Raw genomic sequence first — 13,033 nt, forward strand, 5'->3', positions numbered from 1 at the left:
TCAATCTTCCCGGGTCACGCGCAGCACCTCTTCGAGGCTGGTCTGCCCCTTGAGCACCTTGTCGATGCCATCACGGCGGATGCTTGGGGTGTGGCCGCGGATCAGTCGCTCGATGGCGAGCTCGCCGCTGGCACTGTGAATGGCTTCACGCACTGCTTCGTCGATCACCACCAGCTCGTGAATGCCGGTCCGGCCACGGTAGCCGGTGTGGTTGCACAGCTCGCACCCGACCGGACGCCACACCTGCTGATCGGGGGCCAGCTCGATCCCCATGGCAAGCCGCTCCTGCTCGGTGATGGGGCGCGGGGCACGGCAATCGGGGCAGAGGGTTCGCACCAGCCGCTGGGCCAGCACCGCCAGCAGGGACGATGAGAGCAGGAAGGGTTCGATCCCCATGTCGCGCATCCGGGTGATGGCGCCGATGGCGGTGTTGGTGTGCAGGGTCGACATCACCAGGTGACCGGTCAGCGACGCCTGCACCGCAATCTGGGCGGTTTCCAGATCTCGAATTTCCCCCACCATCACCACATCCGGATCCTGACGCAAGATGGCGCGCAGGCCGCGGGCGAAGGTCATGTCCACCTTGGTGTTGACCTGGGTCTGGCCCACCCCTTCGAGGTCATATTCGATAGGGTCTTCCACCGTCAGAATGTTGCGATCCCGCGAGTTGATTTCAGACAGCGCCGCATAGAGGGTGGTGGATTTACCGGAACCGGTCGGGCCGGTGACCAGAATAATGCCGTGGGGCTTGCGAATAAGCTCGCTGATGATGGTGCGGTTGGCCGCGGTCATCCCCAGTTGCTTTAGCTCGAGGCGCACGTTGTTCTTGTCGAGCAGACGCAGTACTACCCGCTCGCCATAGCTGGACGGCATGGTGGAGACCCGCACGTCGACGGCGCGACCGCCGATACGCAACGAGATACGGCCATCCTGCGGCACCCGCTTCTCGGCGATATCCATCCGCGACATCACCTTGATCCGCGAGACCAGCAGTGATGCCAGCTTGCGATGGGGGCGCAGGATCTCCCGCAGCACCCCGTCGATGCGAAAACGAATGACCAGTGCCCGCTCGAAGGTCTCGATATGGATATCGGAAGCTTCCTCCTTGATCGCCTCGCTCAACATGGCGTTGATGAGGCGAATGATGGGGGCATCGTCATCGGCATCCAGCAGATCTTCACTTTGCGGCAGCTCTTCGGCCAGGGCGAAGAAGTCCATCTCGTTGCCGAGATCTTCCATCAGCTGGCGCGCCTCGGAGGAGTCGCGCTGATAGTGGGCCATCAGCAGCTCTTCGAAGGCCTCGTTGTCGAGCTGCTCCACCGCGAAGCTGCAACCCGCGACTCGCCGCACTTCCAGCAGGGCCTGCGGGGTGACGCCGGGGCGGCACTGCAGCACGGGGGCGCCGTCACGCTCAATCAGGATCACCCCGAAGTTGCGGGCAAAGACAAAGGGGAGCTCGGGCAGTGGCGCAGGCCCGATGCTTCCATCCAGATGGTAGGCACTCATCAGGGCTTACTCTGCACAAACGGGGTGGTGGTCTCGACAGTGCTTTGCTGTCTGCTCCGCATCTCGTTGATCTGCTTCTGGATCTCTTTTTGCAGCTCGGGCGACACCATCACATCCTGGCCATAGGCAGGCAATACCTGACGGGCGGGGGAGGTGAGATACCCCTCCTGCGAGGCGGCATTGAGCTGCTCGGCGCGGAACAGGCTGTATTTGTTGCTGGAGACACCGGTATAGACGTCCGCATCACGCAAGATGGTGGGCCGGATAAAGACCATCAGGTTGCGCTTGGAGGTGGTGTTGGAGGTGGAGCGGAACAGATAGCCCAGCACCGGAATATCGCCAAGCAAGGGCACCTTGGAGACCTGCTCCTTGGTCTGTTCGTCCATCAAACCGCCCAGCACCACGGTTTCGCCACTTTTGACCAGCACCGCATTCTTGACGGTACGGGTATCGAAGGTGGGGCCAAGGTTGGCAGTACCGGTCGCCTGGGTCTGGGCGACGCTGGAGACCTCCTGCTCGATATTGAGCAGCACCGAATCCCCTTCGTTAATCTGCGGGGTCACCACCAGCTTGGTGCCCACCGTCTTGCGCTCGATGGTGTTGAACACCTGATCGCTGGTGGTGGAGCTTTGCGAACCGCTCTGGACCGGGACCTCCTGACCGACGTTGAAGGAGGCCTCCTTGTTATCCATGGTGACGATACTCGGGGTGGAGAGAATATCGTTCTTGGTATTGGAGGCCAGCGCCGTGGCCAGCATGGCCCAGTCGCCGTGATAGAAACCGGCGGCCATGCCGTTGAACTCTTTCAGCAGACCGGCAGCAGTGTCAGTCTTGCCATTCTGGTAATCCTTGCCCGCCGCAATGGCGCTGCCGAGGGGCAGACCTGAGTTGGTGAACTGGGTGCCGCCGCCGTTGGCATTGCCCCACTGGACGCCAAGGGTGAGGCCGTCGCCATCCTGCATCTCGACGATGATCGCCTCCACCAGCACCTGGGCGCGGCGGATATCGAGCTTGGCCACCACCTGCTCCAGTTCGGACATCACGTCCGGCTGGGCGGTGATGACCAGCGCATTGGTGGTCTCGTCAGCGGAGATGGCCAGCTTGCCACCGCCGATGCTGGCGCCACCTGTGGTTGCGCCGCCGCCCTTTTTGTCGGCCTCGATGCTGGAGCTGACCCCCTTGAGCACCTCGACCATGTCTTTGGCCTTGCCATATTTGAGGTAGAAGACCCGGGTGTTGCCCTGGCTTTGCAGGTCGCGGTCGAGCTGGCGCACCATCTGGATGATGCGGGCGCGCGCTTTCGGCTCACCACTCACCACCACCGAGTTGGTGCGCTCGTCGGCCACCACCTTGGGGGAGAGCAGCAGGGAGGCGGTGCCGCCCTGTGGGTTGCCATCCTTGTTGAGGTTGGTCACCAGCCGCACCATTTCACCTGCCGAGGCGAACTTGAGCTTGATGATGTCCACATCCTGATCGCCTGCGCGGTCGACCCGGTTCACCACCTCCACCAGACGGTTGACCACGGCGGCGCGGCCGGTGATCAGCAGCACGTTGGAGGGCTCGTAGTGCACCACGTTGCCACCACCGGCGTTGTCGTTGAGCTGGCGCAGCAGTGGCGCCAGTTCACGGACCGAGACGTTGCGCACCGGCACGACCCGGGTCACCATCTCGTCGCCCATGCCCGGGTTGCTGCCATCCACCACCGGAATGGCGGAGGTCTTGGCATCCCGCGAGCGCAGCACCTTGAGCACCCCGTTGTCCATCGGCACCACGGCAAAGCCGTAGACGTCGAGCACGCTCAGGAAGAACTGGTAGTACTGCTCCTCATTGAGCAGGTCGTAGCTGCGCACGTTGATCTTGCCGCGCACCGATGGCTCTATGATGATGGTTTTATTGAGGTTCTTGCCCACCGTATTGATGAATTCTTCAATGTCGGCGTTCTTGAAACTGGCAGAGTATTCGGTGGCCCATGCTGAGCCCGCCATCATCAGTGCCGCTGCGATAGTGGCCAGACGCCAGCTTTTCCCTTTAGTGGTCATTATTGGTACGACTCCAAATCATTATTCTGACAAGCGCACATAGATGTCGAACTGTTCGCCCTGTCGCTCGACGGTCACTGTCATTTCCGTTGCGCCAGCCATCTGCTGCATCGCCTGCATGGCTTGCATGTTGTCCCGTAAATCCAGCCCGTTGATGCTGATGGCCAGGTCATTGGCCTGCAGCCCGCTCTGGTTGAAAAACTCAGGATTGCTGCCCGGATTGAGGCGATAACCGGTCATGCGGCCATCCACCTGAACCGGTGAAATATTGAGGTAATCGGTGATCTTGCCCGGATCGGCCATCAGCTCGCTGCGCAGGGAGCCAAGGGGGGCGGCGTTGGTCTGCGGCAGCGGCTTGCCATACTCCTCGCCATCCAGCATCAGGGTCTCGTCGCGGCCATCCCGCTCGATGATCACCCGATCCGGATAGACCTGCCGGATCCGCGCCTGGGTGCCGTCAATCATGTCACCGACCCCGTAGGAGTTCTGGATGCCGGACATGGCGATGATGGCGATGGATTTGGCGGGATCCGAGCTGGCCAGCACCCCGTTGAGCTGGGCATTGAGCTGGGTACGCGGCGCATTGGCGGCCACGGCGGCTTTGGCTTGCGCCTTGGGGATCGCCTTGCCAAACAGCGCCAGTCGGCTTACCTCGCCCAGTTCAAGGCGCGGGTTGCTCTGGCCGCTGACCGCCATTGCGGAGGGTTGCCACGGTTGGCTGGTTTGCGGGTTTGCCAGGGTGAGCAGACGCCAGGTGAGGGCGGCGCTCTGCTGGGCCAGTATGATCAGCAGCGCCAGAAAGGCCACCTGGGTGACTCTGGTCATGGGAAGCCGCCGGCACTGGGCCAGCAGCATGGTCAAGATGTCATCCCTGAATCGTAGCGTCATATTAATCAACAAATTCCAGGCTCTGGGGCGGCTGCGTATTGTGTACGGCCGGTGGCTGTGACACAACGGGTCGGGGCGCGCCAAACCGTAAAAATGGATATTTCATCACACCGTAAACCTTTGAATGCTCACAAAAGTGGCACTCAGGTGAGGTGCATCCTGCTTGCCAGCGAACATCAGGGTACGGTGCGTACTCACCCTCGCCAATCCTGCAGCGCCTTGAGGGTCACGCTCTGTCCGGCGACCTGCAGCACTATGTATTGCTGGTCGATGGTGGCGAGCACGACTCCCGGGGCTATTTCGCTCCCTTCCCGGTATTCCCGGCCATTGAGCACCACGGCCCGCTTGGCGGGGTTGGAGGAGAATACATGAGAGCCATAGCTCAATTGCGGTACCTGCTGGCGCACCGACTGGGGCGCCGAGCCCAGCGCCATCAACTGGGCCGGTTGCACGTTGTTCTGGCCGGTGGCGTGTGGCGTCTCCTGCAATGGGGTTTCATTGAGGGCTTTCATCAGCTGCTCGGCCAGAGTCAGCGCGGGGGTATTCCCCTGACTGGTCCCTTCGTTTTTGGCTACTGCTCTGGGTTGGACCACCGGCTCCGGCAGGGGCGGGGGTAGCGGACGGGTCACCATCGCCTTGGGTTCGACCCGCACGAAGGGCGGGGTGATCACCTCTTTCACCTCCACCTTCTCCTCGATGGGGCGCAGGTGGATCAGATGCCAGCCATAGTTGGCGCTCGCCCCCAGCAGCAAGGCCAGGGGAGCCAGCAGCCAGCCGATGCGGCGTGGGCTGCGCTCCTCTTCCCGGGGCATGGGCAAGCCCATGGCCGGAATATGGGCGGAGAGTTGCGGTTGCTGCGCACGGCGCAGCGCCTTGAGCAGGGTAGACATCAGGAGGCCTCCTCCAGTCTGGGCATGGGTTCACCGGAGAGGGCGTTGAGACGCAGCAGGGTGTTGCTGCCCGCGATGCCATCAGGGGTCAGCCCCTGATCTCGCTGGAACTGCTGCAGCTTGTTCTTGAGCTCGCCATCGAAACGGCGCACCTTGCGCTCGGGTTGTTGCAGCGCACGGCTGAGGGCATTGTCGAGCCACTGGATCTGGGTCTGACCGGCATTGCTGGCGATCAGGCTGACGCCCCCTTTCGGCATGCGCCAGAGCAGGGTGTAGCTGCCGCCCCAGTTGTCGCTGAGCCACTGGCGCTCCACCTGCCAGCTCTGGTCACCTATCATCAGGCTGGCCTTGTTCGGCCCCAGATTGACCAGGGTCGCGTAGTAGAGGCCGCCAGTCTGGTCAGTGAGCGTGATCATGGCGGGATACTGCAGGGCGCGCAGCTCGTCGAGGCTTGCCTCTCCCTCCTGACAGCGCAGACCGGCACGGGGCGCGTTGTCACAGGTTGCCTCGAACGGTTCCGGTTCATAACCCCAGACCCGATAGAGATTCTGCATGGCGCTGTCGGGGTTGATGGCCTGATTGATCGCCTCGGTCAGCTGCTCCTGCTGCTCGGCGGTCTCGTCGATGGTGACCGGCACCTCGACCTTGACTACCGGACGGGTGGGGAACACGCCGAAAAATTGCCAGCCCCACCAGCCTGCGGCCACCAGCAGGGCGCCTGCCAGCGTCACCATCAGACCGGAGGCCCAGCTCCCTTCGTCCCGAACGCCATTGACCTCGAAGGCCGCCTGGCTGATATCGCAGTGGACAATCTTGTAGCTGCCACGGGCGAAAGCGGCGATCAGGGCGCGGTCACAGATGAGGTTGATGAAACGGGGGATGCCGCCACTCAGGCGATGGAGTGTCTTGATGGCGCGCGGGGTGAAGATGGGTTGTACGCAGCCCGCGACCTGCAGCCGGAAGCGGACGTAGGCATCCACATCGCTGTGAGAGAGCGGCAGCAGGTGATAGCGGGCGGTAATGCGCTGGGCCAGCTGACGCAGCAGGGGTTGGCGCAGCATCTGTTGCAGCTCGGGCTGACCGATCAGCACCACCTGCAGCAGTTTTCGTTCGTCGGTTTCGAGGTTGGTGAGCAGGCGCAGCTGCTCCAGTACGCCGGGCAGCAGGTGCTGCGCCTCATCCACCAGTACCACGCTGCGCTTGCCTGCCGCCAGGTTGGCCAGCAGGTGATCGCGAATAAGGTCGAACAGCCGCTTGATCCCGGCATCCTCGGGATAGGGGAGTTGAAACTCGTCGCAGATGGCGGCCAGCAGATCCCGTTCGGTCAGGGAGGGGTTGAGGATATAGGCGATCTCGGTCTCGGCGGGGAGCTGTTGCAGCAGGCAGCGGGAGACGGTGGTTTTGCCAGTGCCCACTTCGCCGGTCAGCAGCACAAAGCCGCCGCCATCCTGCAATCCATAGTTGAGATGAGCAAGGGCTTCGCCGTGGCGCTCGCTCATATAGAGGTACTTGGGATTGGGCGAGATGGAAAACGGGTGTTCCGAGAGGCCGAAGAACTGTGTGTACATGAGGGTATTCTTTTGTAGCCGGCGACAGATGAAAAATGTCTCCGGATGATAGCAAACCTCGCTTTCATTGGAAGCCATCATTGGCGCTGAAGGGCAAATTGCGGCCTTTTCCTGCCATCTTGTGATCCCGGTTGCGTCATTGGCACGAATCCGGATCACAAAATGACAAAAAATAGCTGTAAATAAAGGGAAATATCAATATGGGCGCGGCGTGGCAAATGCCGTCAGCATGGCGCTGAACCGGCAATGGCCAGACCTGTTTGTGTACAATTTATGACGCTGGTTGCCCTGTCAGCCATCAGGGCAAGCTGGTCGGGATGTACTTGCTCAGTGGTGATCCTGAAACTGCGCGGCAATCTCTCTGAACTGCGTTTCACAGGCGAGAAACGCCGCGACAATGCCGGGATCAAAATGGCTGCCGCTCCCTTTCACGATGATCTCCCTCGCCTCCTCATGGCTGAAAGCGGGTTTGTAGACCCGCTGCGAGATGAGGGCATCGTAGACATCCGCTACCGCCATCAAGCGCCCGGAGAGGGGAATATCCTCACCCGCCAGCCCTGCCGGATAGCCGCTGCCATCCCACTTCTCGTGGTGGGTGAGGGAGATCTCCCGGGCCAGCCGCAAGAAGGAGTTGGAGCCCAGCTGCGCCTCGGCGCTCGCCAGCGCATCGGCGCCGATCTGCGGGTGGCGCTTCATGATGGCGAACTCCTCGTCGGTCAGCTTGCCCGGTTTGAGCAGGATGGCGTCGGGAATGCCCACCTTGCCCACATCGTGCAGGGGAGCCGACTTGAACAGCAGGTCGATGGTGGCGTCATCGAGCGGATAGCGATCCCAATCGCTGCGACTGAGGTATTGCGCCAGCGCCTTCACATAGTGCTGGGTGCGGATGATATGGGCGCCGGTCTCGTTGTCACGGGTCTCTGCCAGCGAGGCGAGGCCGAGGATGGCCACATCGCGGGTCAGGTTGAGCTCGTCACTGCGGGATTTCAGCTCGCCGATCATCTGATTGGTGCTGGCGGCGATAAGACCGAACTCGTCATCCCGGGTGACCGGCACCCGGGCGTCGAAGTCACCGCACTGTACTCTGGCCATGGTGCTGGTCTGCTGGCGCAGGGATAGGCCGAGATTGCGACCATAACCGTGAATAATGAGGGCGAGATAACAGAAGGTCACCGTCATTACGAAGGCGATCTCCCACAGGATGTAGTGCTGGGCATCGACCCTCGGCAGGCTGCGCTCCACCGTCACCAGCCACTCCAGATCCTTGTTGAACAGCAAGAAGAAGACGCCTCCCAGCAGGGTGAGGGTCGCCAGGGTAAAGAGGGTGAACTTGCGTGGCATCGGCATGGCCAGCGGGTGGCTCAGTGTCAGGCTCTGCTCGGCTTGCCGTGTTCTGGCCCGATTCCAATCCCGCTCCAGGGTCAGATCGGCCGCCACCAGAAAGCCGAGGGTGGTCATCCCCAGCAGCACCTTGAGGTGACTCTCCAGCGGAAAGTCGTGGGCCAGCGCGTTGTAGCCCGACAGCAGCAGTGCTCCCAGCAGGTAGAAACCGACCTCCAGTCCAAACCCGTCCAGCCCGTTGCGCGGCAGGGGCCGCCTTGAGAGCAGCCAATTGCGCACGGCGAACATGATGGCGAAGGTCACCAGGGTTGGCCCCAGCAACTGGGGCAGTGTGAGACTCTCGAGAAACGGGCAAACCTGCCAGCCATAGAGACAAAATAGTGACAGGGTTACCCCGTAGTGCAGGGCGCAGCGCCCCGTGATCCTCTGCATATTCCCACCCATGTTGCTGGTTATTGTTATGTCGGCGGGAGGCCCGCCATTACAGGCGCCGTAGCAGCAAGCTACCGATGGAGTAGCCTGCGCCAAAGGAGCACAGTACGCCGCGAGCCCCCGCAGGAAGGTCGCGATTGTACAGATGAAACGCAATGATGGAACCCGCCGAGCTGGTATTACCATAGCTATCAAGAATGACCGGCGCCTCCTGCTGGCTGGCATCGTGGCCGAGCAGTTTGCGGCCGATGAACTGGTTCATGGTGAGGTTGGCCTGATGGAGCCAGAGCCGGTTCAGGCTCTCGGCGGGCCAGCCCTGCTCATCGAGCTGGTTGGCAATCTGGTCGCACACCAGCGGTAACACCTCTTTGAACACCTTGCGCCCCTGCTGGCGAAACAGCTTGTCATCGCCGTAGCGGGTACGCGGGCTCAGCCGGTTCAGAAAGCCGAAGTTGTTGCGGATGTTGTTGGAGTATTGGGTCACCAGCTTGCTGGCTACCAGCTGCCACGGATTGGCCACCTTGCAATCGGCCTCCCGCTCCAGCAGCACCGCGGTGCAGGCATCGCCGAAGATAAAGTGACTGTCTCTGTCCCGGAAATTGAGGTGTCCCGAGCAGATCTCCGGATTGACTACCAGCGCCACGTTGGCGGTGCCTGCCGCCAGCATATCGGCGGCTGTCTTGATGCCGAAGCTGGCAGACGAGCAGGCCACGTTCATGTCAAAGGCCATGCCGCTCGCCCCCAGATAATGCTGCAGCTCGATGGCCAGTGCCGGATAGGGGCGCGGCATGTTGGAGGCGGCGACGATGACCAGATCGATCTCGCCGGGCTCGCGGCCGGCGGCGATCAGTGCCTGCTCGGCGGCGGCCACCGCCATCTCCACCATGATGGAGGGAATCTCGTCGGGCCGCTCCGCCAGCAGCGGCTGCATGATGTCGGGGTTGAGCACTCCCTCGCGGCTCACTAGATAACGACTCTTGATGCCGGATGCCTTCTCGATGAACTCGCAACTGGAGTGCTGCTTGGCGGGGAGCTGGCCGGCGTCGATGGCGGAGGCGTTCTCCTCGTTGTAGAGATCCACATACTGGTTGAAGGCGGCCACCAGCTCTTCATTGCTGACGGCAAAGGGTGGGGTATAGAGGCCTGAGCCACTGATCACGATAGAGGTCATCTTTGCTCCTCGCCGGGTGCGTTCCCGGCTTGTCGGTTTATAGGGTAGAGAGGGTTACAGCTGGTCGATCGCCGCAGCGAGACCCGCCAGGGTCAGCGGATGCATCCGTCCGCCAACCACGTCATTCATCAGTTTGATGGAGGGATGCCAGAGCCACTCCCGCCGCGGGGTGGGATTGATCCACACCAGTTTGGGAAAGTGCTGCTGCAATCGGGTGAGCCACACCTGACCCGACTCCTCGTTCCACTGCTCGACGCTGCCGCCGGGCCAGGTGATCTCGTAGGGGCCCATGGTGGCATCCCCCACCAGGATCACCCGGTAGTCGCTGCCGTAGGTGCGCAGCAGCCGCAGGGTATCGAACCGCTCCTCAACGCGGCGGGCGTTATCCTTCCAGACGAAGTCGTAGAGGCAGTTGTGAAAATAGAAGTACTCCAGATGCTTGAACTCGTGGCGCAGGGCAGAGAAGAGACGCTGCACCTCTGCCACGTGGGCATCCATGGAGCCTCCCACATCGAAAAAGACCAACAGCTTGACCCCGTTGTGGCGCTCGGGCCGCAGCTTCACATCGAGCCAGCCCTGGCGGGCAGAACTTTTTATGGTGTCGTCGAGGTCCAGCTCGTCGGGGTTGCCTCTGCGCACCCAACGCCTGAGTTTGCGCAGCGCCAGCTGGATGGCGCGCTGGCCAAGCGGTGAGTCATCGCTGAAGTTGCGATAGTGACGGGCCTCCCACACCTTGGCCGACTTGCCATGCTGGCCCTCTCCCCCCATGCGGATCCCTTCCGGGTGAAAACCGCCGTGGCCAAACGGGCTGCTGCCACCGGTTCCTACCCACTTGTTGCCGCCGGCATGGCGCTCTTTCTGCTCGCTTAACCGCTGGTTAAGGGTCTCCAGCAGCTTGTCGAGTCCGCCGAGGGATTTGAGCAGCGCCTTCTCCTCTGGGCTCAACAGCCGTTCGAACTCCTTACGCAGCCACTCCTCGGGCAGGCTCTCCGGCAGCAGGGGAATGGCTTCCAGCCCCTCGTAGTACTCGGCGAAGGCGCGATCGAAGCGATCGTAGTGAGCCTCGTCTTTTACCAGCAGGCAGCGGGAGAGTTGGTAGAACTCGTCCATATCGATGGTGACCAGCCGGGCCGCCAGCGCGGCGTGCAAGTCCAGCAGTTCGCGCAGGCTGCAGGGGAGCTTGTGGCGGCGCAGGTGGGTAAAAAAGTCGATCAGCATGGGTCAGCTGCTGCGTCGGGCCAAAAAGGCGAGCTTCTCGAAGAGATGTAGATCCTGCTCGGTCTTGAGCAGGGCGCCATATAGCGCGGGTACCAGCTTGCCGGGCTCGCGGGCGCGCATCGCCTCGGGGGCGATATCGTCGGCCAAGAGCAGGCGGATCCAGTCCAGCAGCTCCGAGGTGGAGGGTTTCTTGCGTAGTCCCTCTACCTCGCGCAGCTCGAAGAAGAGATCCATTGCCTCGCCAAGCAGGCTCTCCTTGAGGTCGGGGTAGTGGAGTTTGACGATGGCCTGCATCTCGGCCTTGTCGGGGAAGCGGATGTAGTGGAAGAAACAGCGGCGCAGGAAGGCGTCCGGCAGCTCTTTTTCGTTGTTGGAGGTGATGATGACCACCGGCCGCTGGCGCGCCTTGACTCGCTCGCCAGTCTCGTAGACGTCGAACTCCATCCGATCCAGCTCCAGCAGCAGATCGTTGGGGAATTCGATGTCGGCTTTGTCGATCTCGTCGATCAGCAGCACAGGTCGCTGCTCGGCGCTGAAGGCCTGCCACAACTTGCCTTTACGAATGTAGTGACTGATATCGGCCACTCTGGGGTCGCCGAGCTGGGAGTCGCGCAGCCGGGCCACCGCATCATATTCGTAGAGTCCCTGTTGGGCCTTGGTGGTGGACTTGATATGCCAGGCAATGAGGTCTGTGCCAAGATGGTCGGCGACCGCTTCCGCCAGCACCGTCTTGCCGGTGCCCGGCTCCCCTTTGATTAGCAGCGGTTTTTCGAGGGTGATGGCGGCATTGACCGCCATCTTCAATGCATCGGAGGCGAGATACTGGCTGCTTCCTGAAAATCCCATAACGTCGGTTCCTTTGACGATTGGCTCCCTGAGTCAGGGGCCAGAGAGAATAAGCTCTATATGTTGTAATACCATATGGTTATAACGAATAGTCACTTCTCATTCAGAAACCACAGGGTAATCTTGTTTCATCGTCGTAACAAACACAGGGATAGCGCCATGAGCAAAATTTTTGAGGACAACAGCCAGACTATCGGTCACACCCCGTTGGTTCGTCTCAACCGTGTTACCAAAGGCCGCGTGCTGGCCAAGATCGAGAGCCGCAACCCCAGCTTCAGCGTCAAGTGCCGTATCGGTGCCAACCTGATCTGGGATGCCGAGAAGCGCGGCATCCTGACCAAGGGTAAGGAGATCATCGAGCCCACCAGCGGCAACACGGGTATTGCTCTGGCCTTTGTCGCGGCAGCTCGCGGCTATCCCATCACCCTGACCATGCCGGCCACCATGAGCCTGGAGCGCCGCAAGCTGCTCAAGGCGCTCGGTGCCAATCTGGTGCTGACCGAAGGGCCCCTCGGCATGAAGGGGGCCATTGCCAAGGCCAACGAGATCCTCGAGTCCGAGCCGGGCAAGTATGTGTTGCTGCAACAGTTTGAAAACCCGGCTAACCCGGAGATCCACGAAAAGACCACCGGCCCCGAGATTTGGGATGCCACTGACGGCGAGGTGGATGTGTTCGTGGCCGGGGTCGGTACCGGCGGTACCATTACCGGGGTCTCCCGCTATCTGAAGCAGACGAAAGGCAAGGCGGTGGTCTCTGTTGCGGTCGAACCGGCCGAGTCGCCCGTCATCAGCCAGAAGCTGGCCGGGGAAGAGATCAAACCGGGCCCCCACAAGATCCAGGGGATCGGCGCCGGCTTTATCCCGGGCAACCTGGACCTCTCCCTTATCGATCGGGTGGAGAAGGTGACCAGCGATGAAGCCATCGATATGGCCCGTCGCCTGATGGAGGAGGAGGGGATCCTGGCCGGTATCAGCTCCGGTGCTGCGGTGGTGGCTGCCAGCCGTCTGGCCGAGCTGCCGGAATTTGCGGGCAAAACCATTGTGGTCATCCTGCCGAGTGCGGCGGAGCGTTACCTCTCCAGCGCCCTGTTTGCCGGGGTGTTCAGCGAGCAGGAGCTGCAGCAGTAACTGATC

At 61.6% G+C, this 13,033-nt stretch carries 10 protein-coding genes; 1 reads left to right on the top strand and 9 read right to left on the bottom strand.

From position 1 onward, the window contains the following. From exeE to AB5Y82_RS07970, 9 genes are all read right to left on the bottom strand, one after another. Entirely contained in the window at positions 1-1,506 is a 1,506-nt protein-coding gene (exeE, locus tag AB5Y82_RS07930) for a GspE family T2SS ATPase variant ExeE (RefSeq protein WP_100646468.1), read from the bottom strand. Then, a complete protein-coding gene (exeD, locus tag AB5Y82_RS07935; RefSeq protein WP_064338465.1) occupies positions 1,506-3,545 on the bottom strand; it encodes a GspD family T2SS secretin variant ExeD in 2,040 nt (679 codons plus the stop codon). Before exeD ends, exeE begins: the two co-directional genes overlap by 1 nt. Before the next feature lie 21 nt (positions 3,546-3,566). Further along, the gene (gene exeC, locus AB5Y82_RS07940) at positions 3,567-4,400 is read right to left on the bottom strand and encodes a GspC family type II secretion system variant ExeC (RefSeq protein ID WP_322875131.1); all 834 of its coding nucleotides are present in this window, start codon (positions 4,398-4,400) and stop codon (positions 3,567-3,569) included. Between the two features lie 227 nt (positions 4,401-4,627). Continuing rightward, a complete protein-coding gene (exeB, locus tag AB5Y82_RS07945; protein ID WP_236301751.1) occupies positions 4,628-5,323 on the bottom strand; it encodes a GspB family T2SS assembly factor variant ExeB in 696 nt (231 codons plus the stop codon). Beyond that, entirely contained in the window at positions 5,323-6,891 is a 1,569-nt protein-coding gene (locus AB5Y82_RS07950; protein WP_368173835.1) for an ExeA family protein, read from the bottom strand. Before AB5Y82_RS07950 ends, exeB begins: the two co-directional genes overlap by 1 nt. A gap of 327 nt (positions 6,892-7,218) precedes the next feature. Next, complete coding sequence (locus tag AB5Y82_RS07955) at positions 7,219-8,664, bottom strand: HD domain-containing phosphohydrolase (protein WP_368173836.1); 1,446 nt, start codon at positions 8,662-8,664, stop codon at positions 7,219-7,221. 49 nt (positions 8,665-8,713) lie between these two features. Then, a complete protein-coding gene (locus tag AB5Y82_RS07960) occupies positions 8,714-9,835 on the bottom strand; it encodes a beta-ketoacyl-ACP synthase III (protein ID WP_368173837.1) in 1,122 nt (373 codons plus the stop codon). A 54-nt stretch (positions 9,836-9,889) separates the two neighbouring features. Next, positions 9,890-11,053: a VWA domain-containing protein gene (locus tag AB5Y82_RS07965; protein ID WP_368173838.1), complete on the bottom strand. Its 1,164-nt coding sequence runs from the start codon at positions 11,051-11,053 to the stop codon at positions 9,890-9,892. Between the two features lie 3 nt (positions 11,054-11,056). Next, on the bottom strand, positions 11,057-11,899 hold the full coding sequence (locus tag AB5Y82_RS07970; protein ID WP_368173839.1) for an AAA family ATPase: 843 nt from the start codon (positions 11,897-11,899) through the stop codon (positions 11,057-11,059). Between the two features lie 159 nt (positions 11,900-12,058). Between AB5Y82_RS07970 and cysK the strand changes: the two genes are divergently transcribed. After that, positions 12,059-13,027, top strand: coding sequence for a cysteine synthase A (cysK, locus tag AB5Y82_RS07975; protein ID WP_111900412.1), 969 nt, complete (start codon positions 12,059-12,061; stop codon positions 13,025-13,027). The last annotated feature ends 6 nt before the right edge of the window (positions 13,028-13,033 follow it).

Origin of the sequence: Aeromonas sp. s13, assembly GCF_040907905.1 — a bacterium.
Classification (GTDB): domain Bacteria; phylum Pseudomonadota; class Gammaproteobacteria; order Enterobacterales; family Aeromonadaceae; genus Aeromonas; species Aeromonas veronii.